The 24142-nt window shown below is 71.3% G+C and carries 21 protein-coding genes; 12 read left to right on the forward strand and 9 right to left on the reverse strand.

Features of this window, described 5'->3' with window-relative positions; translation table 11 throughout:
- Positions 1–82: 82 nt before the first annotated feature.
- Positions 83–739 carry a DUF4232 domain-containing protein gene (locus ABZ370_RS18525; RefSeq protein WP_358621735.1) on the reverse strand — a complete coding sequence of 219 codons (657 nt, stop codon included), beginning with the start codon at positions 737–739 and terminating at the stop codon, positions 83–85.
- 389 nt (positions 740–1128) lie between these two features.
- Between ABZ370_RS18525 and ABZ370_RS18530 the strand changes: the two genes are divergently transcribed.
- The 3 genes from ABZ370_RS18530 to ABZ370_RS18540 all read left to right on the forward strand — a co-directional run bounded on the left by ABZ370_RS18530 (position 1129) and on the right by ABZ370_RS18540 (position 5797).
- A complete protein-coding gene (locus ABZ370_RS18530; protein ID WP_358621738.1) occupies positions 1129–3819 on the forward strand; it encodes an FHA domain-containing protein in 2691 nt (896 codons plus the stop codon).
- A 134-nt stretch (positions 3820–3953) separates the two neighbouring features.
- Positions 3954–5009 carry an NADP-dependent oxidoreductase gene (locus ABZ370_RS18535; protein ID WP_358621741.1) on the forward strand — a complete coding sequence of 352 codons (1056 nt, stop codon included), beginning with the start codon at positions 3954–3956 and terminating at the stop codon, positions 5007–5009.
- Between the two features lie 20 nt (positions 5010–5029).
- On the forward strand, positions 5030–5797 hold the full coding sequence (locus tag ABZ370_RS18540) for an SDR family oxidoreductase (RefSeq protein WP_358621744.1): 768 nt from the start codon (positions 5030–5032) through the stop codon (positions 5795–5797).
- A 34-nt stretch (positions 5798–5831) separates the two neighbouring features.
- Here ABZ370_RS18540 and ABZ370_RS18545 read toward each other — a convergent pair whose 3' ends face one another.
- The 3 genes from ABZ370_RS18545 to ABZ370_RS18555 all read right to left on the reverse strand — a co-directional run bounded on the left by ABZ370_RS18545 (position 5832) and on the right by ABZ370_RS18555 (position 9418).
- Positions 5832–7229 carry a PHB depolymerase family esterase gene (locus tag ABZ370_RS18545; protein WP_358621746.1) on the reverse strand — a complete coding sequence of 466 codons (1398 nt, stop codon included), beginning with the start codon at positions 7227–7229 and terminating at the stop codon, positions 5832–5834.
- A gap of 219 nt (positions 7230–7448) precedes the next feature.
- Positions 7449–8093, reverse strand: a complete 645-nt coding sequence (locus tag ABZ370_RS18550) for a response regulator transcription factor (RefSeq protein WP_358621748.1) — start codon at positions 8091–8093, stop codon at positions 7449–7451.
- Positions 8078–9418: a sensor histidine kinase gene (locus ABZ370_RS18555; protein ID WP_358621751.1), complete on the reverse strand. Its 1341-nt coding sequence runs from the start codon at positions 9416–9418 to the stop codon at positions 8078–8080. The genes ABZ370_RS18550 and ABZ370_RS18555 overlap by 16 nt, the downstream gene beginning before the upstream one ends.
- Before the next feature lie 223 nt (positions 9419–9641).
- Between ABZ370_RS18555 and ABZ370_RS18560 the strand changes: the two genes are divergently transcribed.
- On the forward strand, positions 9642–10964 hold the full coding sequence (locus ABZ370_RS18560; protein ID WP_358621754.1) for a serine hydrolase domain-containing protein: 1323 nt from the start codon (positions 9642–9644) through the stop codon (positions 10962–10964).
- 146 nt (positions 10965–11110) lie between these two features.
- Here ABZ370_RS18560 and ABZ370_RS18565 read toward each other — a convergent pair whose 3' ends face one another.
- The 5 genes from ABZ370_RS18565 to ABZ370_RS18585 form a co-directional block, all read right to left on the reverse strand.
- Complete coding sequence (locus tag ABZ370_RS18565) at positions 11111–11314, reverse strand: cold-shock protein (RefSeq protein WP_010982331.1); 204 nt, start codon at positions 11312–11314, stop codon at positions 11111–11113.
- A gap of 279 nt (positions 11315–11593) precedes the next feature.
- Positions 11594–12028 (reverse strand): cupin domain-containing protein, encoded by a 435-nt coding sequence (locus tag ABZ370_RS18570; protein WP_358621759.1) that lies wholly within the window; start codon positions 12026–12028, stop codon positions 11594–11596.
- Between the two features lie 68 nt (positions 12029–12096).
- Positions 12097–12399 carry a putative quinol monooxygenase gene (locus ABZ370_RS18575; protein WP_358621761.1) on the reverse strand — a complete coding sequence of 101 codons (303 nt, stop codon included), beginning with the start codon at positions 12397–12399 and terminating at the stop codon, positions 12097–12099.
- 92 nt (positions 12400–12491) lie between these two features.
- The gene (locus ABZ370_RS18580; RefSeq protein WP_358621763.1) at positions 12492–13559 is read right to left on the reverse strand and encodes an Ldh family oxidoreductase; all 1068 of its coding nucleotides are present in this window, start codon (positions 13557–13559) and stop codon (positions 12492–12494) included.
- An 82-nt stretch (positions 13560–13641) separates the two neighbouring features.
- Positions 13642–14355: a GntR family transcriptional regulator gene (locus tag ABZ370_RS18585; RefSeq protein ID WP_358621766.1), complete on the reverse strand. Its 714-nt coding sequence runs from the start codon at positions 14353–14355 to the stop codon at positions 13642–13644.
- 324 nt (positions 14356–14679) lie between these two features.
- Between ABZ370_RS18585 and ABZ370_RS18590 the strand changes: the two genes are divergently transcribed.
- The 8 genes from ABZ370_RS18590 (at position 14680) to ABZ370_RS18625 (ending at position 24137) form a co-directional block, all read left to right on the forward strand.
- Positions 14680–15168, forward strand: coding sequence for a hypothetical protein (locus ABZ370_RS18590; RefSeq protein ID WP_358621769.1), 489 nt, complete (start codon positions 14680–14682; stop codon positions 15166–15168).
- A gap of 133 nt (positions 15169–15301) precedes the next feature.
- Complete coding sequence (locus tag ABZ370_RS18595) at positions 15302–17254, forward strand: PQQ-binding-like beta-propeller repeat protein (RefSeq protein ID WP_358621771.1); 1953 nt, start codon at positions 15302–15304, stop codon at positions 17252–17254.
- Between the two features lie 28 nt (positions 17255–17282).
- Complete coding sequence (locus ABZ370_RS18600) at positions 17283–19202, forward strand: WD40 repeat domain-containing protein (RefSeq protein WP_358621774.1); 1920 nt, start codon at positions 17283–17285, stop codon at positions 19200–19202.
- Complete coding sequence (gene ribA, locus ABZ370_RS18605; RefSeq protein ID WP_358621777.1) at positions 19199–19855, forward strand: GTP cyclohydrolase II; 657 nt, start codon at positions 19199–19201, stop codon at positions 19853–19855. The genes ABZ370_RS18600 and ribA overlap by 4 nt, the downstream gene beginning before the upstream one ends.
- Positions 19852–20916 carry an SUMF1/EgtB/PvdO family nonheme iron enzyme gene (locus ABZ370_RS18610; RefSeq protein ID WP_358621779.1) on the forward strand — a complete coding sequence of 355 codons (1065 nt, stop codon included), beginning with the start codon at positions 19852–19854 and terminating at the stop codon, positions 20914–20916. The genes ribA and ABZ370_RS18610 overlap by 4 nt, the downstream gene beginning before the upstream one ends.
- Positions 20913–21740: a flavin reductase gene (locus ABZ370_RS18615; RefSeq protein ID WP_358621782.1), complete on the forward strand. Its 828-nt coding sequence runs from the start codon at positions 20913–20915 to the stop codon at positions 21738–21740. The genes ABZ370_RS18610 and ABZ370_RS18615 overlap by 4 nt, the downstream gene beginning before the upstream one ends.
- On the forward strand, positions 21737–22579 hold the full coding sequence (locus ABZ370_RS18620; RefSeq protein ID WP_358621785.1) for a carbon-nitrogen hydrolase family protein: 843 nt from the start codon (positions 21737–21739) through the stop codon (positions 22577–22579). The genes ABZ370_RS18615 and ABZ370_RS18620 overlap by 4 nt, the downstream gene beginning before the upstream one ends.
- A gap of 79 nt (positions 22580–22658) precedes the next feature.
- Positions 22659–24137 (forward strand): HAMP domain-containing sensor histidine kinase, encoded by a 1479-nt coding sequence (locus ABZ370_RS18625; RefSeq protein WP_358621787.1) that lies wholly within the window; start codon positions 22659–22661, stop codon positions 24135–24137.
- Positions 24138–24142 lie beyond the last annotated feature (5 nt).

Below are 24142 nucleotides of genomic sequence, written 5' to 3' on the forward strand. Positions count from 1 at the left end.
GCCGGCGGTCGGCTTCGCGGTCCGCACCGGTGGATGCTCGGGCAGCGGCGTGGTGCCACCCGAGCACCCTGGGACGTGCGGGTCAGCCGCCCTGGCCGATGCCCCCGATCGGTCCGACCTTCACCGCGGAGCCGGTACCGTCCGTGACCGGCAGTGTGCCGGTGCCCGGCCAGTCGAGGGTGACCGACTTCGTCTCGTTCGGCGGGGTCACCACCAGCCCCGTGATGCGGACGCCGGAGCCACCCGTCTTGTTGACCGGGTAGTTGACGCCGAAGTACGTCGACTCCCCGTCCTTGAGGATGTGGGTGTCGGCCGGCTGACCGCTGCGCTTCGCGGACAGCGCACCCTCGTTGGTCTTCAGGTCGACGCCCGCGTGCCCGGAGATCGCGCAGTCCCGGCCGCCACCGTTCTTCAGCGTCACCGCGACGGTGCCCTCGCCGTCGCCGTCGATGGTGCGGTCCGCCGCCGTGACCTCCAGCTCGTCGGTGCGGCACTTGTCGGCTTCACCGTTCTCGTCGGAGCCGGTCCCGGCGGACGTGCCCTGCTCGCCGGAGTCCTTCCCGCTGCCCTGATCCGAGCCGCCCGAGCCCGAACCGCCACCCGAGGAAGACGCGGAGGACGTGGAGGACGCGGAGGAGGGGTCGCTCTGTGCCGTGCCGTCGTCGTCGTTCTGGCAGGCCGTGAGCGAGAGACCCGCGGCAACGGCGAGAGCCGCGAAGGTGAGCTTGTGAACGCGCATTGTTTCTTCCTCAGTACGGGTTGGGGGTGCGTTTCCGGTCACCAAGATCAAACCCGCCGGTGAGCCGTTCCGTCCAACCGCCTCCTAATACACTCCTGTTACACACGCAGCCGGGCGCAACGCACACTGCCACCAGGCACATTCGGATTTCCGGGCCTCAGGGACCCCGACTCCGTGCGATGACGCGCAACCTCCGGATGTCCCGCGCCCTCTTCCATACCGGCCATGATCGTAGGGGCCGACGTGCCCGGGACCGGGTCGCAGACCCGTATGACGCTCATCCGCACGCGGGACGTCCGGGCGCACGCCGGAACCGCAGGAACCGTCCGAGCCGTCGTCTGTCCTCGTACAGACGACGGCTCGGCGCACACGACCGACTTGGGGCAGACGTGCCGGAACTTGTACTGCATGCCATTGGACGCACCTGGACCCTGGACGCGTCCCGGAGCTACACCATCGGGCGTGATCAGCAGGCCGACATCTCGTGCATCGACCGCCGGGTTTCCCGCCGGCACCTCGTGATCCGCTGCGACGGCGGAACGTGGGTCATCGAAGATCTCGGCAGCGCGAACGGCACGTTCGCCGACGGGCACCGTATCCAGCGGATCGAGATCGGCCGCGGTTCGATCATCCGGCTGGGAGACGTCTCCACCGGCACGCGGCTGGACTTCACCGAAGCGCCGGTGGCGGCGGCGGTGAGTGACGATCAGGCGCGTGCCGATGTTCGGGCAGGCGCGGGGCTGCCCCAGGGCGAGGCTCGTCCCATGGCCCCGGGTGCCACGGATCGGGGCACGTCGGAGGCCGTTGCCACGCCCCCGGTGGTACCGGGTCCCCGGGCGGGGGAGGTTCCGGGAGCCCCCATGGGGGCGGTGGCCCATGGCGAGGATCTGTTCCGGCCCCTCTCTCACCACGCCGCATCCGACCTCCACCACGCCGCATCCGACCTCGCCCGTGCCGACGTTCCCCGGACTCCCGTGGACGCGGGTGGGGCCCGGGACACCCACCGGTCCGAAGGACCCACGGCCGAGCCCCGTGGAGCCGCCGCGACCCTTTCCCTCGACCGGGAACCCTCGGGCGTCCACCGACTCGTCCTGGGGCAGCGGCTGCGCATCGGTCGCGCGGACGACAACGAACTCATGGTGGAGGGGCCGTATGTCTCCCGCTACCACGCGGAGTTCCGGCCCCTGCCCGGCGGCCGCTTCGAAATCGTCGACCTCGGCAGTCACAACGGCACCTATGTCAATGGGCAGCCCGTGGACCGCCGCCGGATCATCGGCCCGCATGACATCGTCGGCGTCGGCCACTCCACCTTCCGTCTCGCCGGGGACCGGCTGGAGGAGTTCGTCGACACCGGGGAGGTCTCCTTCACCGCCCGCAACCTGACAGTGACCGTCGGGCGCGGCAAGACCATCCTGGACGACGTCTCCTTCGGCGTCCCCGAGAAGTCGCTGGTCGCGGTGATCGGGCCGTCGGGCTCCGGGAAGTCCACCCTGCTGCGCGCGCTCACCGGCTACCGGCCCGCGGACCGTGGTCAGGTGTTCTACGACCACCGTGATCTCTACGCCCAGTTCGCCGAGCTGCGCCACCGTATCGGCCTCGTCCCGCAGGATGACATCCTGCACAAGGAGCTGACCGTCGACGTCGCTCTGAAGTATGCCGCCAGGCTCCGCTTTCCCGGTGACACCAAGGCGGCCGAGCGCAAGGCCCGTATCGACGAGGTGCTCCAGGAGCTCAAACTCGACGTTCACCGGGGCAAGGAGATCGCCTCGCTCTCCGGCGGTCAGCGCAAGCGGGTGTCCGTTGCCCTGGAACTGCTGACCAAGCCCTCCCTGCTCTTCCTCGACGAGCCCACCTCCGGTCTGGACCCGGGCCTGGACCGTGACGTCATGAAGTTGCTGCGGGAGCTCGCCGACGACGGCCGCACCGTGCTGGTGGTGACGCACTCGGTGGCCGAACTGGCCCTGTGCGACCGGGTGTTGGTCATGGCGCCCGGTGGCTCCGTGGCGTACTTCGGTCCCCCGGGCGAGGCCCTGGACTACTTCGGTCACGAAAGCTGGGCCGATGTGTTCTCCGCCTTCGAGAACCATCGCGACGACGACTGGGGCGGGCGCTGGCTGGCGTCCCGGCAGTACGACCGGTGCGCCGCGGAGATCGACTCGGCCGAACCGCCGCGACAGCCGGGCGCCCCCGCGACGCAGCCGCCCGCACGAGCTCTGAAGCCCAAACCACAGGGCTGGATCGGTCAGTTGTGGACGCTGATGCTCCGCTATGTGTCGGTCATCGCCTCCGACAAGGGCTTCATGGTGCTGATGCTGCTGCTCCCGGCCGTGCTGGGCGGAGTGAGCTGCCTGATTCCCGCGACCTTCGGACTCGCCCCACCACCGCCGGGCAGCCGTTTCCGCTACAACCAGGAGTCCGGAACGATCCTGCTGGTGCTGGTCGTCGGCATGTGCTTCTCCGGCGCGTCCAACTCCGTGCGTGAATTGATCAAAGAACGGGTGATCTACGAACGGGAGAGGGCCACGGGGCTGTCCCGGTCCGCGTATCTGATGTCGAAGGTGATCGTCCTCGGTCTGATCACCGCGATGCAGGGTGTCGTCATCTGCGCGATCGGCTTCTCCGTCCGTCAGCTGCCCGCCCAAGGACTGCTCATGCCCACGGCCGTCGAGGTCTGCGTGGTCATCAGCGCGCTGGGCTTCACCGCCATGATGTTCGGCCTGGTCATCTCCGCGCTGGTGAGGACCGCGGAGAAGACCATGCCGCTGCTCGTGATGTTCGCCGTCGTCCAGGTCGTCTTCACCGGGGTCCTCTTCAAGCTGTTCGACTCTCCGGGCATCGAACAGATCGGCTGGCTGATGCCCGCCCGCTGGGCGGTCGCGGGCGCCGGGACGACGCTCGACCTCGCGCACACCATGCCGCCCTGGGATCTCGACAAGCCGGACGAGGTCGACCCGCTGTGGGCCCACACCGTCACCCAGTGGGGCATCGACCTCGGTGTGCTTCTGGCGATCGGGCTGGTCTGCGGCTTCGCGGTGGCCCGCCTGCTGCGGCGGCACGAACCCGAGGTCATGCGGGACTGAGGAGTGAGGTCAGGGTCGGCCAACTTTCGGCGGTCAAGACACGCTTTACCGTTGCACTGGGTCAAACCAAACTGATATTGGTTCAGTATGGTCCTCGCTGTGATCCCCGCCAGCCACGCCGGAGGCACTGAACAGTGCTGCGCGCCGAAGCCGGTACCGGCATGATGCGGACAGGACGGGAGATCCGGGTCAGGACGTACCCGGTCGGCGGCGTCGGTCCGGACGACTTCGAGGTGGTCGAGGTCGCTGTGCCCCGGCCCGGGCCGGGGCAGGTGCTCGTACGCAACACGTGGACATCGGTGGACCCCGGGCTCCGGCTGCGGCTGCGTCCCGACGCGCCCTCCGGATATTTCGCCGCCTTCCCTCCCGGCCGCGCCATGGACGGCATCATGACCGTGGGCGAGGTGGTGGAGTCCCGGGCCGAGGGCTTCGCCCCGGGTGACGTCGTGTGGCACGCCCAGGGCTGGCGCGAGTACGCCGTCGTGGAGGCGGGTGCCGAGCAGCTCGGCGGACTCGGCACCCTGACACGCCTGGACGTCGAGGAATGCGAGCCGCGGTGGTATCTCGGCCCGCTGGGCGGGATGGGGCTGACGGCCTACGCCGGTCTGCACGTCGTCGACGCGCTGCGAGGCGGGGAAACGGTCTGGGTCTCGGCCGCCGCGGGGGCGGTGGGCAGCCTGGCCGTGCAGATCGCCCGGCTCATGGGCAACCGGGTAGTGGCCAGCGCGGGCACCGACGACAAGGTCGACTGGCTGCGCGACCGCCTGGGCGCCGACGCCTTCAACTACCGCGCGGGGAACATCGGGGCAAGGCTGGGCGACCTCGCGCCCGACGGAATCGACGTCTATTTCGACTCCGTCGGGGGGACCCACCTCGAGGCCGCCCTGTCGCACCTGAGGAGGGGCGGGCGGGTAGCGATGTGCGGCGCCATCTCGGAGTACGAGTCCGGCCCGGCCGGGCCGCGGAACCTGTTCCTCGCGGTGTCCAAGGACCTGACCCTCCGCGGGTTCCGCGGGAGCGGCAACCTGCATCTCATGGAGCGGATGCGGCACCGGATGACCGGGTGGCTGCGCAGCGGCGAGCTGGACTATCGCGAGACCGTTTTCGCGGGCTTGGAGTCGGCTCCGCACGCGCTGACGGAGATGATCGCCGGTCGGACGACCGGGAAGACGCTCGTCAGCCTCGGCTGACCCGATGAATGAGGTGTGCTGTGCCAGCGGTAGACGAACGCATCAGGGACAAGGTCGTGTGCGTGACCGGCGCCACCGGGGGGCTGGGCGCGGCCACGGCGGCCAGACTCGCGGAGGAGGGCGCCCACCTGGTGCTCACCGACCTGGACGAGCAGGCGTGCGCCGCTCTCGCCGCCGAGTTGGACGGCACGCCCGGACGGCATGTGACGGCGCGGCTCGACGTGGCCGAGGAGTCGCGGTGGATCGAGGTGGCGAGCCTCATCCGGAGTGAGTACGGCCGACTGGACGGGCTGGTCAACAACGCTGCCATCGGCAGCATCGCCACGGTCGAGGACGAGACGGTCGAGCACTGGGAGGCGGTCATGTCGATCGGTTCCACCGGGGTCTGGCTCGGCATGAAGCACCTCGGCCCGCTCATCGCCTCCTCGGGAGGCGGATCGATCGTCAACCTGTCCTCGATCCTCGGCACGGTGGGCGGCATGGGGAACAGCGCGGCCTACCACGCGGCGAAGGGGGCCGTTCGCACGCTCACCAAGAACGCGGCGCTGCACTGGGCGGAATCCGGAGTGCGCGTCAACTCCCTGCACCCCGGATTCATCGGGACCCGGCAGTTGCTCGAGCGGTACGAGGGAACGGCCCGCCACGAAGCCATGCTGGACGGCACCCCGATCGGACGGCTGGGCCGTGGTGAGGAGATCGCGGCCGTCGTCGCCTTCCTGGTGAGCGACGATTCCACCTTTATGACTGGCTCGGAGGTCTACGCGGACGGCGGGTACACCGCGCGGTGAGCGGGTCCCCGTGGCAAGGGGAAGGCCCGGTCGGCTAGCGCGACTGGTCGAAGAGCCAGTCGATGACGACGTCGTTCTCGTATGTCTGCGCCCAGGCCCCGTGTGGGTTCACCGGCGTCGTTCCGGCCGGGTAGCTGGTGAACAGCGCATGGCTGCCCGTACGGCGGGCTTGGCTCAGCAGCGCCCGGGACCGGGCTTCGAAGTCCGCCTTGGGCAGGTCGTTGCCCCATTCCCCGCGGGTGACCTTGGCGCCGGAGTCCTCCAGCGCGTTCATCAGCGTCCAGGTGCCGGGTTTGCCGAAGCGCCCCTCCTTGTAGGGGACGGTGGGGTCGTCGACGGAGTGGTCGGCCCACAGCGGGATGTGCGCGATCCCGGCCATGACGGACGGGTCTCCCCAGCCCGCGGTGGCGAGGGCCGCGGCGTATCTGCGGGGCTGCTTCGGGAGCAGGTCGAGGATTCCCCGCGCGCCCGACGACAGGCCGACGAGGTAGAGCCGGTCCGCGTCGACCGGGTACGCGGCCGCAGTGGCGTCGATGAGCGCGACCAACGCGCCCCGCACCTTGGCGTCGGTCCAGTCCGTGCCGTCCGGGCCGTCCATGGGGCGGGGCAGCGGGATCTGCGGGGCGAGCACGAATGCCGGGTTCCTGCGCTGGCGTTCGGGCTTGGCGAAGGCGACCGCTATCCGGTTGGCGGTGAGCTGGGTCATGTTGTTGTCGGCGACCTCGCCGCCGCCGTGCAGGGTGACCACGAGCGGATACCGGGTGCCCGCCCCGGGCCGCCGAAGGTACCCGGTCGGCTGATGGAGGCGGAAGTCCAGCTCGAACCCGGTGGAGTCGGTGAACGATCCGGAGGTGAAGCCCTCCACCACGGGGGTGCGGACTCCATCGTTGCGGATGGCGAACGGACGCGCCGCGAGCACTGGTCCGTTGCCGTTGCCGTTGCCGTGCGCCGTTACGTCGGCCACCTGCCTGACCGCGTAGGCGCGGTCGAGCGGAAGCGGGTCGGTCGCCCCGGAGGCCCGCGCGTTGGTGTCGCCGGGGTCGAGCTCGATGATCAGGTGGTCGCCCGGACGTCCTGGGCGGGCACGGTCGTCCACCTCGGCCGCGGTGTTCGGGTAGACGCGGGTCACCGTCCGGGCCGCGGTCTTCCCGCCCACGGTGGCGGTGACCTGGAACGAGGAGGGCGGGATCACGTCGCCGCGCGGGTCGATGGGCGCCGCGTACCGGATGGCGACGGCTGTCACCAGCCAGTTGTGCCTCGGCGTCACCCGCGTGAGCAGGTCGCAGCGCAGAACCGGATTCAGCTTGGGTGTTCCCGGTCGGCGCGCTGTCGTGGCGTCGGTCGCCGCCGCGGTCGTCGCCGGGGTTAACGCGGTCGCGGTGACGGCGCTCGCGGCTGCGGTGAGTGCCGTACGTCTGGTGATCCTTGGCATGGGTCCTCTTCGCGTCGTCCGGTGGCCTGGGTTTTCTGGGCGGGAGCGTGCGATGGGCGGGACGGGCCGGGTGCGGAGGTCTTACGCCGAGAGTTTCCGAGCGACAGCGGATCGGCGTCCAGCATCAAACCGGCATATATACATGCGATATGCGTATCAATTCTCGCCGTGTGCTTGTGCGCGAGCGGCGGTGCCGGGGTCGGCGGTGCCGGGGCCGGCTCAGCCTTCCAGGTAGGCGAGTACGGCCAGTATCCGGCGGTTGTCGTCCTCGGACGGTTCGAGTCCGAGTTTGGCGAAGATGTTGTAGCTGTGCTTGCTGACGGTCTTCTCGCTGACGAACATCCGCCCGGCGATGGCGGCGTTGGAGCGGCCCTGGGCCATCAGCGAGAGCACCTCGTGCTCACGCGGGGTCAGCTCCCGCAGGAGGGGGTCCGCCGAGCGGTGGGTGAGGAGGGCGCTGATCACGTCGGGGTCCATGACCGTACTGCCCGCGGCGACCTGCCGGACGGCTGCGACGAACCGGCCGACGTCCAGCACCCGGTCCTTCAGCAGGTAGCCCACCGCCCCGGCGCGGTCCGACATCAGTTCCCTGGCGTACAGCTGCTCGACGTACTGCGAGAGCACCACGATGGGCAGGGCGGGGATCTGCTTGCGTACGTCGATCACGGCGCGCAGGCCCTCGTTGGTGAAGGTCGGGGGCAGCCGTACGTCGACGATCGCGACATCGGGCCGGTGGGTCGTCAGCGCCCTGATCAGAAAGGGTGCGTTGTCGACGGCGTCGGCGACCTCGAAGCCGTTGGCCTGGAAGATCCTGATCAGGCCCTCCCGGAGCAGGGAGAGGTCTTCGGCTATGACGATGCGCACGGCAGCGACATCCTTATCTCGGTGGGTCCGCCGGGCGGACTGTCGGCGGTCAGGGTGCCGTCGAAGGCCGCCAGTCGGTGCGCGATGCCCCGCAGGCCGGTGCCGCCGTCGGGACTGGCGCCGCCGCGGCCGTCGTCGGACACCCGCATCGTCAGTGATCCCGCCGTCGTGCCCGGGTGGGGCGTGAACTCCACGGTGATCTGGATGCGCCGGGCCCGGGCGTGCTTGATGGCGTTCGTCAGGGCCTCGGCGACGGCGAAGTAGGCCGCGGACTCCACCGGCGCGGGCAACCGCCCGGGCAGGCGGGTGACCACCGTCGTCGGTATCGGATTGGCCAGGGCCAGGGCCTTCAGCGCGCCGTCCAGGCCGCGGTCCGCGAGCACCGGCGGATGGATGCCGCGTACCAGATCGCGCAGTTCGGCCAGGGCACCGGCGGTTGACGCGCGGGCCTCGGCCAGCAGCTGCTGGACGGCCTGTGGATCGTTGGGCAGGAGTTGTTCGGCCAGGCCCAGGCTCATGCCCAGCGACACCAGTCGGGCCTGTGCGCCGTCGTGCAGGTCCCGTTCGATCCGGCGCAGTTCGCCCGCCTGGGTGTCGACGGTCTCGGCCCGCGAGGCGGCCAGTTGCGCGACGCGGGCCCGTAGCCGTGCCTGCTCGGTGGGCGCCAGCAGGGAGCGGATCACCCGGGCGTTGAGGTTCGCCAGCCGCACGGCGGTGGTGTACCAGAGCAGGAAGAACACCGGGCCGAGCGGAACCAGCGCGAACGACTCCTGGACGCTGTGCGGACGGAAGCCGTTGCCCAGCGGCGTGCGGAACACCTGAGGCGGGGTCAGCGCATACAGCAGCGGATAGCTCAAGTAGAAGGCGCCGCAGAGGAAGAACAGGAACGACAGCCCATAGGTGAACCACCCGGTGATCGAGTTGGCCACCAGCCAGGCCCAGTCCCGCCAGCTCGCCGGGTCGCGCAGGATCGCCCACAGCCGCACCGGCCAACGGCCGTCGGGAGTCGGCACGTAGGGCCGGTCCACCGGTTCACCCAGACGGTCGGCGGCCCACTGGCGGTGCAGGTCGGCGAACCAGCGCACCAGGACGGTCGACAGCAGGGTCTGTGGGACGCCGACCCCGAGCGCGACGACTGCCACCGAGGTGCTCCAGAGCGTCAGCAGGCCGAAACCCAGGACCGCGCCGAGCAGCAGCACCAGCGACCAGCCCAGCAGGCTCACCCGCAGGGCGAGACCGGAACGCGGGGCGGGGCCGGAACGCGGGGCGCTGCCCGGGCGCGGGGCGGGGCCGCCGGGGGAGTGGCGCTCGCCGGAGTGAGTCATCACGCTCCCTCATCGTGCGCCGGTGCCGCGTCGATTGATCGACCGGCCGACCGACGCCAGGCCGCGATCGCGGGCCAGACGTTGATGATGACCGGCGGGCCGGGCTCCGCACAGTGGGGGTTTGTCCACCATCACAGGGGTCTGGCACCCGTGTTCTTCGTACCCGTGGCCGGGAGGCTGGAGTGGTCGGACGACCCAAGCCCCACGTCCAGGAGGACACCGCATGCTCCCGAACACGCCCTACGCGCGCCACACTCGGCAGGCATACCTGACGCTGGCCCTGGCCGCGGCACTGACGGTTACGCTCGCGGGCTGCGAGACGTCCGCCTCGGCGCAGGGCACCGCCGCCCGCACTCCGACCGGATGGCCCAGCGCGCTGGCAGCCCAGGAGGCCCGACTGGCAAGGCTCGCCCAGCAGGACGTGGACGCCGGAGCTCCCGGCGTTGTCGTACGGGTCGACAAGGGCAACGGGCGGGTTATCGAGATCGCCCGGCAGGCGCCCTGGACCAGGGCCGACCACAAGCTCGCCGCGAGCGACGCGTTCCGGATGGGCTCCAACACCAAGACGATGGTCGCCACCGTGGTCCTCCAACTGGTCGCCGAACACCGGCTCCAGTTGACCGACCCGGTCGAGAAATGGCTGCCGGGCCTCATCCCGAACGGGGCCGCGATCACCCTGCGGATGCTGCTGAACCACACCAGCGGCCTGTTCAACTACATCAACGACCCCGACGCGCTCAAGGCGTTCACGGGCCAGGACACCAGGGCCTGGACGCCCCGGGAGCTGATCGCCGCCGCCGTCCGGCACGACCCGCTGTTCGCACCCGGCACGGGCTACTCCTACAGCAACACCAACTACGTCGCGCTCGGCCTGATCGCCGAGAAGGCGACCGGACACCCCCTGGACGACCTGATCCAGGAGCGGATCGCCGGGCCGCTGCACCTGAAGCACACCTACCTGGTCACCGGCACCGGCACCCGCTCCGGCACCGCGAAGAGTCCCGCACTCGCCCACGGCTACGAACCGGCCGCCGCCCGCATCGGCCCGCTGCTTCCCCCGGGCACGCCCGCCGGGACGGCGTTCGCCGGACCGGCCCGGCCCGCGGGATACGTCGACACCACCTGGATCAACGCCAGCACGGAGTGGGCCGCCGGGGGCATGGTCTCCACCGCGCGGGACTGGGCCCGGTTCGACAGCGCGCTGCTGTCCGGCAAGCTCCTGCCGCCCGCCCAGCTGAAGGAGATGCGCACCACCGTCGCCGAGGAGTCCGAGTTCCCGAACCGCCGGTACGGGCTGGGTCTGGAGAAGGTGGACACCCCCTGTGGCACCGTCTGGGGCCATAACGGCCAGGTCCCCGGCTACTCCAGCGAGGACTACACCGACGCGTCCGGCCGACGCACGGTCTCGGTCTTCACCACCACGATCTTCGGTCTGACCCCGCCGAAGACCGGCGCCGCCAACAAGGCCCTGGTGAACGCCGCGGTCTGCACCATGCTCGACAAGCCGGTGCCCACCACCCCCGGGTCCGCGCCGAGCGACTCCTGAGCCCGAGGTCACGTTCACCCTGCCGGGTACCGGCCGCCGACGTCACCTGCTGACGGAAAGCCGTTCAGGAGCAGGTGAGCCCGGCCCCGGCGCGCACGGCGCCCGCCCAGCTAGTGTCGCGGGGCGGGCGCAGTGCAGGTGCACGATCAGGCGGGGGTGATGTTCTCCGCCTGGGGGCCCTTCTGGCCCTGGGTGACGTCGAAGTTCACCTTCTGGCCTTCCTGGAGCTCACGGAAGCCGGAGCTGGCGATGTTCGAGTAGTGAGCGAAGACGTCGGGGCCGCCGCCGTCCTGCTCGATGAAGCCGAAGCCCTTTTCCGAGTTGAACCACTTGACGGTTCCGCTGGCCATTGTGCCCTCCATGGGTACTGAAGTCGGCTCCCGCACCGTGCGGGAGCCGGAGGTGATCGTCTTGGTCCTCAGAGACTCTGAACAGCAAAATCGCCCGTGCGCAAACTCACGGGCGACCAGTACTTCGGAACCATGACAGCTGATCCGTAGGCTACACCGGCGGTCCGCCCTCTTTGTCGGAACGGTCGGTCAAAGCGAGACACGCCCCCAGCTGCTGGCCGCGCCGGTCCGGGGCGGCGGAGTGAGGATCGGGCGGGATCTCACTTTCGCGGCGCCGCCTCAGTGCCTGTGGTGCTCGGCGTCGACCCGGGTCGTGACGCTCGTCTCGGCGATCGTGCGGGTGGCTTCGACCGAGGCGTACGTCCACAGGATGCGCATCGGCGCGGTATCCGAGGCGTTGCGGAAGCGGTGCGGGACGCCGGCGTCGACGTAGGTCGTGTCGAACGTCGTGACCTCGTACTCGTGTCCGTCGATCTCGACGATCGCGTCGCCTTCGAGGATCACCACGCTCTCCGGGCAGTTGTGGGTGTGCAGCGGGATTCCCGCGCCTCCGTCGAACAGGGTCTGACCGCTCAGGAACACCTCGGCCCCGCGGGCCCTGGTCACCAGCGGGATCGTCCTGGCGCCACCGCCTCGGGAGAAGGCATCCAACTCGGCCGGACGCAGGACGGACGGCGGGAAGGTGTCGCGGCGATGGGCGGACTCAGCGGACACGATGCTCCTTCGACAGGGGTGGGTCAGCCGGTGACCCAGCAGGTGCGGATGGTGGTGAACGCGCGGCCTCAGACGTGGTGCAGCAGAAGCTCGGTGATGGTGTTCTTCTGGCTGCCGGGGACGACGTGCCGCTCGGCTGCCTTGCGCCACTCGGCGAAGTGGGGAGCGGCGCGGTGGGCGTCGAGGGCGGCCTGGTCGGTGTAGAGCTCGTAGAACAGGAAGTGGTGGTCGTCAGCGGTGTCGACGGTGACGTCGAAGTACCGGCAGCCGGGCTCGTCGGTGAACGACGCCTGAGCGTTCTTGGTGATGGCGGCCACGAACTGGTCCCGGTGGCCGGGGCGGACCCGCAGGGAGACGGTCAGGGCGAGCATGGGCGGCTCCGTACGTTGTCAGGCGGTCCGGGAGGACCGGGTATGCGCGTTTCGGCCGCTGTACACACGCTTGCTGTACACACGGCCGCTGTTCATACGGTCGCGGGCTCGGTGACAGCGGGCATCGGGACATCGGCCTCGGCCGCGAGCGTGCTGAGGTCCTTCCAGGTTTTCCGCGGGAGGGGGATGCCCTCGACCACCGCGCGGGACCGGTTGCGCTCCTCGATCTCGCCCGGTACGAAGATCTCCGGAAAGCCCGGCGCGGTCGGCACCGATTTGGTGCGGGACACCAGGGTCTCCATCCGTGCGGTGAAGTCCTCGATCGGCTGCATCGCGGCGATATCGACGACCATCAGGAAGTGTCCGCAGCCGGAGCGCCGATCCGGGTCGTAGGGCCCGGCGACGTCAGTTCCGAAAGAGCTGCCGGTCAGCACGCCCGCGAGCACATCGAACATGAACGACATCGCGTAGCCCTTGTGGCCCGCGATCGGCAGGATGAGACCGTCCACCGCCTTGTCGGCGTCGGTGGTGGGAACGCCCTGCTCATCCGCGGCCCATCCCTCGGGGACGGGTTCGCCACGTTCCGCGGCGAGATAGATCTTGCCCCGGGCTACGGCCGTGTTCGCGAGGTCCATCACCACGGAACCGTAGGAGCCCGCGGGCGCGGCGATCGACCACGGGTTGTTGCCCACCGACTTCCGCCGCCCGCCCCACGGTGCCATGGCCGGACTGGCATTGGTCGACAGCAGCGCCAGGCAGCCGGCGTCGGCGGCCTTGAGCGTGAAATAGGCCGCGGTGCCGAAGTGGTTGGAGTTGCGTACCGCCACGCCGGCGATGCCGTGGGTCCGGGCACGCTCGATGCCCGCCTCCACGGCTCGGTTCGTGAGCACCTGACCGATCCCGTCGTGGCCGTCGAGCACGACCAGCGGTCCCGTGTCCGTGACCGTCGTCGGGGCGGTGACCTTCTTCATCGCTCCGCTGCGCAGCCGGGCGACGTACCAGGGCAGCCGGAGCATGCCGTGCGAGGAGTGACCCCACAGTTCTGCCGTGGTCAGGCTGTCCGCGAGCAGGTGGGCGTCGGGTTCCGGTACGCCGGTCGAGGTCAGGACCGCGCTGCTGAACCTGGTCAGCGACGAGGCTTCCACCGTGATCGCAGGCATGGGCGTCCTTCCGTCACGAGCAGTATTTCGGCCAGTATACAGGCGCACGGCAAAGGGCCGCCAGATGTTGCGGCGGCCGGAGTCAGGCCGAAGGCCGAATGTCGATCTCCAGCGAGCCTGTTCCTGCGATGGAGCTGGTCAGGCCGTTGATGATGGTCCGCAGGCTCTCGGTGAGGTGATAGCTGAGTTCCCGGGCCGCGGCCTCCGGGTCTCCGCTGAGGATCGCCTCGCACATTCGCTGGTGCTCTTCGAGCGAGCGACGCAGTCGAGCGGGGTCGGCGTGGGAGATCCCGCGCAGCCGCGCCGTCTGTCCTCGTTGGTCGGCGATGGTCGCCACCAGGGGTTCGTTGTGACATGCGGCGATCACGGACTGATCGAAGCGCTCGGTCAGATCGTAGAAGCGTGCCACCAGCTCTTCACGGCTCGCGGTGTCGAGGATGGCGGCGATCTCGCCGAGTTCGACGGCGATCCGCCGGAAGGGCTCCAGGAGCTCGGGGCGGGCGATGCCGTCGAGGGTGACCATCCGTGCCGCCGCCGGTTCGAGGATCATGCGGAACTCGAACAGTGCCCGCACCCTGCTCAGCGAGATGGACGCGACCTGGGCGATCTCACCGGGACGGAAGTCGACCAGCCCCTCGCGGGCCAGACGCCGAATCGCCTCACGCACCGGAGTCCTGGACGCGCCGACCTGTTCGCCGATGAGCACCTCGCTCAGCTTCGCACCGGGAGGAAGCCGGAGGGACTGGATCTGAGCCTTGAGCTGGTCATAGACCGCTTCGGACTTGCCTCGGCTCATAAAAGTTCGTTCCTCTTCTTCCGTTGTCGGCCGGACGCCAGTGTGTGCCCCCGGATCGTCACCGACGTGTAGCACATCGCGCTGGATACGGCTTCGCCGCACTCTGTATACTGCCCTGAATTCTCCACGGCCGCCATGGCGGCCGGACCGCTGTCCAGCAATGCCCGCCGACCCGTCCCCGGTGAATCCTCGAAACGTCGGCCAGGGCCACGCAGAGAACAGCAAATGGACAGCGGGCGGATAAGGCTTGGACAACGCCACGGCGACACGGTCTCCGCGCCTCCTATAACCAATCGGGAAACACCCGACGCACAGGAGGCACTCATGCGGAAATCGTTATTGGCCGTCATCGCCGCCGGAGGTCTGGCACTCGGCGGGACCGGGCTTGCCATGGCCGGTGAGGGGCAGTCCGACGAGAGCGGGAAGGGCGTGGTCGCCCAGACCAAGGCCGATTCCGGCACCGGGTCCGGGTTGGCCACGCCCGAAGTGGTGAACGCCGCCCAGGCCGCGGACCTGGTGCTCCAGGATGTGGGCGGCGGCCGGGTCACGGGAGTCGGGCTGGGCGAGGAGAACGGCCGCGCGGTCTGGAAGGTCACCTTCGTCGGCGAGGGCGGGCTGCGCGGCGCGCAGGTGGACGCCCTCACCCGGGCGGTCACCGAGACCGCCGCCGACCCCGCAGTGGCCGACGGCGCCAGCACCTTCGACGACGATTCGTGCGACGACGACGACGCCGATGACGACGCCGACGACATCGATGATGACGACGCCGATGACGACGACGGCGACCGGCAGGGCGTCGAGCCGAACAAGTAGGCCCCGTACCCGCCCCGGCCGCCACCGCCCCGGTTGTACCCGCCCCGGCCGCCACCGGCCCGTCGGCCGGGGCGTCCGCCGGGCCCCGGCCGCCCTTCGCACCCCGCCTCCGGACCAGCAGGGAATCGCCATCGTGAAGCCGACAGACCGCATCGTCAGAATCGTGTACGTGGACGGCACCGGGCTGCTCGCCTCGGACACCCACGGACGAATCCATCTGCTCGACGCACGGCTGGACGTCGTCGCGTCGTCCCCCGCCGTGCCGCAGGGCCGGCCGGTCTACGGCCTCACCGCCGCCGACGGCTGGGTGATCGGCAAGGACCGGATGGGCGCGATCCTCCGCTGGTCCCTGGACACGCTGGAGCTGGTGGACCGGCTGGACCCGGCGACCGTGTGCGATCCGTCGCTGCTGCTCCCCAAGGAGCGCCCGTCACCGGTGAGTTCGCGCGGCATCGGGATCTGGGAGGGGCGGGTCTTCGTCACCAGCGGCTACCACCGCCAGATGCTCGTCGTGGATCTCCATACCTTCGAGGTGCTGGAGATCCGCCCGAACATCTGCGGCCCCAGCCCCATGGAGTGGGCCTGCACCGACCATCCGACTCGCCACGCGGTGTCCGACAAGAAAGGCCATCTGCGCTTCGGCTCGTTCACCGACGGGTCCTTCCCCGACCTGGTGAAACTGGACGACGGCAACATCCACCGGGTGCGCTATGACGCGCGCCACGACAGATTCTGGGCCACCCAGGACTTCGGTGCCGGGGAGAACGCCGACATCGCCAACGGGATCGTCATCGTGGACGCGGCGGGGGAGAAGGAGGCCGAATCCCTCTTCGCCCGCGACGACGTCGAGTTCGTCACCTTCTCCCGCGACCATCTGCGCGCCTACGCGGGAGGGTTCGACGGCGAGCTCCACATCTTCGACAACACCGACCGGGAGCCCCGGATCGCCCGCACCGTGACCGGCTTCCCGCACCAGCTCTCCGATCTGACCGTGGGAGCGGGCGGTGAGGTGTATGTGCTGTGCCAGGACGGAGAGGTGATCGAGCTCGACGCCGAGGGGAATTTCGTACGAGCCATGGGGTTCGCACGGCAGGCCGTCTGGGACATCCAGCCATCGCCCGAGGACCCCCGTACGCTCTACTGCGCCACCGACACCGGTGTCACCGTCGTCCGGGTACGGGACTCCGGGGCGGGACCGATGCTGGACGTGGCGGCGGAACACCGCACCGGCTTCGGCTTCACCCGGCGGGTGGCCCCGCTCCGCTCCGGCTGGCTGGGCATCACCCGCGACCACCGGGCCTTCCGCTCCGATACCGACGGCACGATCCGCTGGAGCCGTGAACTGCCCGCCCTGCCGCACACCGTCGCCGCCGATCCGGACGGCGGACGGGTGCTGGTGGCGACCAACGCGGGCGCCGTGGAGCTGGACGCCGCCGACGGACGGCCGCTCGCCACGTTCTCCGTGGACGGGCTGCCGGTGTGGGCCGCCGTCTACACACCGGACGGCGACCGTCTCCTCATCACCCGCAACGGCGTCATCGTCCTGCTCGACCGGGCGGACGGGAGCGTGCGCTGGCGGTTCGACCAGGGCGAGTACCCCAAGCGTCTGTGGATGCGGAACGGACGGGCCTACCTCACCGGGGACGGCGGGGTGAAGGAACTGATCATCGGCGAGGGTGTGGTGGCCCGCTGGCTGAAGCTGCTCTCCAACACCGTGGAGAACGCCGTGGTCACCGACGACCTGGTGTGCGCGAGCTCCTACGGCATGCAGCTGGCTGCTTACGACTACCTCACCGGCGCGTTCCTCGGCCTGCTGGAGGACCTTCCCGACTACCCCAAGGCCCTGTCGATCGTTCCTCAGGACACCGGCACGGCGCCCCACCTCCTCGTCGGCTGCCGCACCGGGCTGCTGTCGCTCTACCGGCTGGACCGGGGCCCCAAGAAGCTGCGGTTCCGCAAGCTCCGTGACCACTGGCTGCCCCGCCGCCCGGCCGCATACGTCCTGGAACACCACGCCCACGACCACGACCACGACCACGCCCACGACCGCGAACACCACGACCACTCCGCGAGGACGAGCGCGTGACGACAGACCGCCGAGGAAGGGAATCACGATGCGCGCGATAGAGCTCCGCTCCGATCCGAGCGGCCACGCCGCCCCCGTCACCCATGTGGCCTTTCGCGCCGACGGCAAACGGCTCGCCACCTGCTCGTACGACGGCACCGTCCTGGTGTGGGACACCTCCGAGCCGATCCGCCCCGTACCGCTGACCCAACTGCGCCACCGCCGCCTGGTCAACGCCGCCGCCTGGAACCCCACCCAGCCCTCGCTGCTGGCCACGGCGTCAGCGGACAAGACGGTGGCGGTGTGGCGGGTGCCGGACCATGGACGGCACCGCCTGGTCACCGTGCTGGCCCGGCACACCGACGACATCAACGCGGTCGCCTGGATGCCCGACGGACGGCGGCTGATCTGCGTCTCCGAGGACGGCCGGGCCACCCTGTGGGACACCACGACCGGTGCGCTGCTCGCCGGGATCGCCACCCACGGTGCCCACTGCATGATGGTCTCGGTCAGCCGTGACGGCCTGGTGGCCACGGTCGGCGAGGACGGCATGGTGGCCGTCGGCGAACCGGGCCCGCTCAGCCACCCGCCCCGCCACGCCCGGACCGCCACCCGCCACTACGCCTCCTCCGTCGAGGGCTGCGCCTGGTCGCACTCCGGCGCGTTGCTCGCCGTCACCCGTGACGACGGTGCCGTGGACCTGCTGACCCCACGGCTGGAACGGGTACGGACGGTGGCCGTCTCGACCACGGCGGCGCGCGCCGTCGCCTGGGCGGACGACGACCGCTCCTTCGTGGTGGGCGCGTACGACGGCTCGCTGCATGTCTTCGACCTCACCGGGGAGCGGGTCCGGCGCGTACACGACGCCCGGCTGTGGCCGCGGTCGGTGGCCACAGCGCACGGCCTGGTGGCCGCGGGCAGTTTCTGGAACGGTCCGCATCTGCTGGACCTCGCCACCGGGGCCGAGCTGAGCGCCCCGGACCGGCCGGGCCACGGTGTCAACGCGCTCGCGGTACGCGGCGACGACCTGCTGATCGGCTGCGACTCGGGCCTGGTGCTCGCCATGGACACCGACGGGGCCGAGGCCCGGGCCGTGGCCCCGCCCGTGCGGGCCCGGGAGTTCTGCGACGGTCCCGTGCTCTCGCTCGCCGCCGGGGACGGCGCCGTGTACGCCGGTACCTACGCCGGACATGTGGTCCGCCGGGGCCCCCACAGCGCCGAACGGTCCGTCAGCCCAGGTCTCGGGGCGCCCGTACCGTCGCTCTGCCTCACCGGGGGCCGGCTCGTCGCGGGCACCTACAACGGGGAGCTGATCGCTCTGGACCCGGTGACGCTCGCCGTGACCGAGCGCGGCGAGCCGCACGGCGGATCGGTGAAGTCGCTGTCCGCGCTCGGCGACGGCTTCCTCTCGGCGGCCACCGACCGCACCGTCGCCGCCGGTTCGCTGCACGACCGGGTGCCCCTCTGGCAGCACGGCAACCTGGTCAACGCGGTGACCCAGCTGGGCGGACGGGTGGCCGCGTCCGCGTCGCGCGACCACACGGTCAAGGTCGGCCTGCTGGCGCCGGGGGAGCGGGGCGGCGTCCGGGTGACGGAGGTGCGGACCCTGCTCGGGCCCGACGAGTCCGTCAAATGCGTGGGCCTGCTCGGCGACCCGCGGGCCCCCGTGGTGCTCGCCGGTTCGTACGACTTCGGCCTCTACGCCTGGGAGGTCGACTGGGGGGACGACTGGGGGGACGGCGCCGCCACGCTGTCCCAGGGCCGCCTCGTCGCCGAGTTCCGGCAGGGGCTGTCCTGCATGGCGCGGCTGGACGAGCGGCGCATGGCGGTCGCGGGCTGGGACGGACGGCTGTCCGTCGTCGGCCGCGACCACCGCGGTACGGTCCGGGAACTGCGCTCCTGGGACATCGGCGAGCTGGCCGAAGAGGCGGCCCGGACGGTCCGCGAGTCGGAGCGGGTGGCGGGTTGAGCGCCGCCGGTCACGAGGACCCCACCGACTCCGGCGCCGGGGCGAGCGTACGGGCGCGCGTCACGATCCCCCTCGCCCGCGCCCACCGCCGCCGCGCCGAACTCGTCACCTTCCACGGACTGCCGGACGCCGGGGAGCACCTCGCCTGCCTCGTGCCACCGCGCGGTACGGACGTCCCCCTCGTCCGGCTGCACAGCGAATGCCTCACCGGCGACGTCTTCGGCTCCACCCGGTGCGACTGCGGCCCCCAACTCGACGAGGCGCTGCGCCGCGTGGCCGAGCACGGCGGGGCGGTGCTCTACCTCCGCCAGGAGGGGCGCGGCATCGGCCTCTACAACAAGCTGGACGCCTATCTGCTCCAGGACCGGGACATCGACACCTACCAGGCCAACCGGCTCATCGGCCGCGGCGCCGACGAGCGGACGTACGGCACGGCGGCGGCCATGCTGCGCGCGCTGGGCCTGTGCCGGGTCCGGCTGCTCACCAACAACCCGGACAAGGTACGGCAGTTGCGCGAGCACGGCATCGAGGTGACGGCCACCGTGCCGACCGAACTGCACCTGACCGACGACAACGCCCGCTATCTGGCCGCCAAGGCACGTCACGCCGGGCACACCCTCGCCCTCGGCCCGCTCCACGGAGCGGGGGCATGAGCGCCACCGGGACGACGGCCTCGTCCCCCTCGGATTCCTCCCCCTCCTTCTCTGTCTCCTCCCACTTCCGTGAGCACGCCGAGCTCGCCGATCCACGGCATCTGCGCCCCGCCCCCGACGCCGCGGCCCGGCTCACCGCGCTCACCCCGTCCGGGCTGGCCGAGGCCGTGGAGGACCCGGCCCGGCCGCTCGCCGAACGGCTGGCCGCCGGCGGGCTGCTCGCGCTCCTCGGAGACCCCCGGATCGGCCCGGTGCCCGCCACCCGCGCCGTACCCGGCGGCGCCGTACGCGTCGGGCTGCCGCCGCACCGGGTGGCATCGGTGACCGACGCGTGGGCGCACGTCGGGGTGGAGGAGGCGTGGATCGAGAAGGAGACACCGGCGCACCCGGTCGAACTCGCCGACTTCTGGATCGCCGCCTATCCGGTGACCAACGCCGAATACCGGGACTTCCTCGCGGACACCGGCCGCCCCCGGCGGCCCACCACCTGGTACCTGGGCGCCTACCCGTACGAGCGGGGCAACCACCCGGTCGCCGGAGTGTGCCCCGAGGACGCCGACGCCTACGCCGCCTGGCTCTCGGAGCGCACCGGCCATCCGTGGCGGCTGCCCGGCGAGGCCGAGTGGGAGTACGCGGCGGGGGGCCCATCGGGCCTGGAATACCCGTGGGGCGACACCTTCGACCCGGCCGCGGCCAACACCCGGGAGACCGGCGTGCACACCACCACCCCGGTCGGTTCCTTCCCGGCGGGGCGCTCACCGTTCGGCGCCTTCGACATGGCAGGGAACGTCGAGGAGTTCGTGGCCGACACCTACCGCCCGTACCCCGGCGGCCCGTACGTCGCCGACGACCTGGTCCACACCGGGGCCCGCACCGGCGCGGCCCCCGGTGGCGGGTACCGGGTGGCACGCGGGGGCGGCTTCGCCCGCTTCGGCGACCTCGCCCGCACCCGCCGACGCCACGGCGCGTTCCCCAGCCCCCTCTACCCCGTCGGCTTCCGGCTGGCCACCGGCTCGCGACCGCGAGTGGTGGCGGCCTCGAAAGGCTGGAGCACACCATGACCCCGAACGTCCCCGGCGACCTGTGGAAGAAGCTCACCAGCACGGTCGGCCTGGTCTCCGTGCGGCACGAGGACACCGCGAACGTGATGGCGGCCGAGTGGTCCTACTTCGTCAACAAGGCGCCCCTGTACGCCGCCGTGGTGCTCGGCCCGCGAGCCGCCTCCCGGGCGCTGCTCGCCGCGGCCGGGGAGTTCTCGCTGACCCTGTGCTCGGAGGACCAGGCCGCGGTCGCCGACTTCGCGGGCAGCTTCTCCGTGGCCGACATCGACAAGACCGGCAGCGAGCTGATCCGGTTCGGCGAGCCCGAGGCCACCGGCACGCCCTGGGTGCGGGGCGGTGTGGTCGCGCTCGAATGCGTACTCCGCGAGACCGTACGGTTCCCGGCGCACACCCTGTACGCGGGCGAGGTCGTCGCCGCCCATCTGCCCGAGGAAGCCCTGCGGCCGCTGGTCAAACACGGGGCGATGCACACCCTCGGCACGCCGGTACGGCGCACCGAGGTCGTCGCCTCCGCGCGGTGGCTGCCCGCCGGGACGCTGCGGATCGCCGCCACCGGCCCGGCGGGAGACGGGGACGGCCGGTGGCGGGTGAGCCTGCTGACGGCCGACGGCGGGACCGTATCGCTCGGCGCCCATCCGCCCTCCCCGCACGGCGACTTCCTCCGCGATCTGCCGCTGCCCGCCGGGCTGCCGGTGGAACGGCTGGGCGGCTGCCGGGTACGGGTCGAACGGGACGGCGCCGAGCCCGGATACGCGGCGGTCACCGGACTCGGCGCGCGCTCCGTCGCCCGCACCGCCCCCGTCACTCATGGGGTACCCCGATGAACCCGACCGCCGCTCCCGCCCTGCCCGCCGCCCCGCTCCGGGTGGCGGCCGCCCAGACCGAGTCCGTACCCGGCGACGTGGCGGGCAACGCGCGCCGCGCCGCCGCCCTGACGGCACGCGCCGCGGACGGCGGTGCCCGCGTGCTCGTCCTCCCCGAACTGCACCTGTGCGGATACGACCTGCCCGGGCTCGCCGCCGCCCCCGACCGCCACGAGGTGAGCGCCGACGCCCTCGGCCGGGTCGCCGACCAGCGCCTGGACCCGCTCGCCGAAGCCGCCGCGGACCATTCCGTGACCGTGCTGGCCGGAGCCGCCGTACGACGCGACGACGGCACCCTCACCAACTCCGTGCTGGCCGTCGCCCCCGCCGGTGCGCCGGTCGTGGCGTACGACAAGCAGCACCTGTGGCACGCCGACGAACGCGGCCTGTTCACACCGGGCGGGCGGGGCGCGGCCGTCGTGGTCGAGGGCTGGCGGCTGGCGCTCGGGATCTGTTACGACCTCTCCTTCCCCGAGCACGCGCGGGCCGCCGCCCTCGCCGGGGCCCACGGCTACCTGTGTCCCGGCGCCTTCGCGGCCGGCAACGAGCACCGGGCCGCCGTCTACCTCGCCGCACGGGCACTGGAGAACACGATGTACGCGCTGTTCGTCAACCCCGTGGGCGGGCCCGCGCACCGGCCGTGCGCGGGCGGCACGACCGTCCACGGGCCCGGTGGCGAGACGGCCGGGCGGCTCCCGGCCGCGCGCGAGGACATCCTCATGGCCGATCTCGACCCACGGGCCCTCACCGAAGTGCGAGGGTTCCTGCGGATGCTGGAGGAGTGCCGGGCCGGCGGGTGAACCGCCGCCGCCTCCGCGATTCCCCCCGGTACGGGCCGCCGTCGGCGGCCCGTCGGCATGTGATGAAGGACGTGGCACGATGACTCGACGGCTGCTGCTGAGCTATCTCTCCCTGACCGTGCTGGTCCTGTTGGGGCTTGAGATCCCGCTCGGCGTGCTCTTTCAGCGCAATGAGGTGTCCCATCTGTACCACTCCGCCCAGCGGGACGCGTTCATGGTGGCCGAACTGATCGAGGAGGACGTCCCCTCCGGCCGCACCCCCACCCTCGCCGCCTTCGTGACCGAGTACGCGCAGTGTATGGGCGGCCGGGTGGTGGTTTTCAGCCTCGACGGCGAGGTCCTCACGGACTCCGACAACCCCACGGCCGGACCGGCCGCGGCCGCGGCGCACGGAGCCACCGTCCACCGCGCCGTCACGGCCGCGCTGCGCAACGAGCGCTCGGTCGGCATGTTCCGCGGCCCCGCGAAGGGCCGTGCGCTCGTCTCCGTGGCCGAGCCGGTGACCGTGGGGCCCGAGGTGCGCGGCGCGGTGTGGACGACCTCGCCCGCGACGAGCGTCGACACCCGGATACACAAGGCGTGGTGGACGCTGTCCGTGATCGGTGTCGCCGTGCTCGCGATGGTCGTGCTCATCGCCTTCGCGCTGGCCCGCTGGATCACCCGCCCGGTGCGCGCGCTGGAGGGGGCCACCGCGCAACTGGGGTACGACGGTGCCCTCTCCGCCCCGCTGGCCGCCGATCTGGGGCCGCCGGAACTGCGCCGCCTGGCCGGGTCGTTCAACCGCACGGCCACCCGGCTCCAGCATGTGCTGCGCGCCCAGCGGTCGTTCGCGGCGGAGGCGTCGCACCAGCTCCAGACCCCGCTCACGGCGTTGCGCCTGCAGCTGGAGACCCTGCGGATGGGGCTCGGCGCCCGGGCGCACGCCGCCGTCGACGCGGCCGTCGAGGAGATCGACCGGCTGACCCGCATGGTCCAGGGCCTGCTCGCCCTCGCCCACCTGGAGGACTCCGCGACCACCCCCGGGCCCGTGCACCTCGACGGAGTCCTCCGGGACCGGGCCGAGATGTGGGCCGGGTTCGCGGCCGAGCACGGTGTCACCGTCGCGGTCACCGGACCGCCGGTCGGCTGGGCCCGGGCGATCCCGGACGCCCTGGAGCAGATCATCGACAACCTCCTCGCCAACGCCCTGTCCTTCGCCCCGTTCCACAGCACGATCACCCTGGCCACCGCCCCCGGCGCCCGGACCCGCGGCGACGGGGGCGGCGAGCCCATGGTGGAGTTCCATGTGATCGACCAGGGACCCGGCATGACCGAGGAGCAGCGCCGGCGCGCCTTCGACCGGTTCTGGCGCGCCCCGGACTCCTCCCACGAGGGCTCCGGGCTCGGGCTGGCCATCGTCCAGCAGCTGGTGCACGCCGGTGGCGGCGAGATCACGCTCGACCGGGCCCCCGGGGGCGGTCTCCACGTCGTCGTACGGCTGGTGGCCGCGGGCGGCACGGCGGTTGGCACCGACTTCGGTACCAAGCAGCACAAACCGCCCGCCGGGCCCCGGAGGTGACGACC

The sequence above is a fragment of the Streptomyces sp. NPDC005962 genome, from assembly GCF_040629205.1.
Classification (GTDB): domain Bacteria; phylum Actinomycetota; class Actinomycetes; order Streptomycetales; family Streptomycetaceae; genus Streptomyces.